Source organism: Cyanobium sp. NIVA-CYA 375, from assembly GCF_056108345.1.
The window spans coordinates 1-662 of record NZ_JBSYHW010000348.1; the positions used below are offsets into that span (position 1 = coordinate 1).

The following is a 662-nucleotide window of genomic DNA, read 5'->3' on the forward strand; positions in this document are numbered from 1 at the left end:
TTCAATCCCGTGTTTGCCTTGAAGAAACTCTTTCCGCCAAGCTTCACTTTCAGAACCGACGCGGGAAGAAAAGTTTCGATGTCTGCTTCGCTTTTGTTGCCTAACGGCAGCGGCACGACGTATAAATTGCCGTATATGTGGTAAAATTGCGCTTTCCCGTCCACGGAAGCTACCTTAGTTACTGTTTTTATAGTTGCAAATATCGGCTTCGCGCCAGAGTCATTCTCTATAACTATGATTGTGGGCGCGGTAGGCTTCGGAGCAGAAAACCATGCCACAGCGCTCCTATACCTTGCGATGAATGCTTGCATTTCTCCAAACCCCCCTGAAAGAGATTGGATTGCAGCACTTGTATTATTATATTTGAAACAACGCGGAACTATCGCGATATCCTTGCCAGACACCACGGCGAGAGACGGGTATTTTTTTGCCTGCTTCCGGATTGCTAATCTCAAATAGATGCAGTCAGTTTTCCCTTCGCAAATTATAGTTGGCCTCTTTATTCCATAGAAGTATTTGAAATCAAGAAATTTGCTATAGAGCCTATATATCCCCGGTACATTGTGGGGCCACCCATCTACCTTCGGCCTAGTTTCGTCGTCGGTGAGTGGGTACTTGATGTTGAATATGTACGAGAGCCGCCCACTAAGCGGTTCAAGCAG

Annotated in this window: 1 protein-coding gene; it reads right to left on the reverse strand. The window is 46.2% G+C overall.

What is annotated here, in order from left to right; genetic code table 11:
• On the reverse strand, positions 1-662 hold a 662-nt coding region (locus AC01FP_RS18510; protein ID WP_474482336.1), incomplete at both ends, for a hypothetical protein.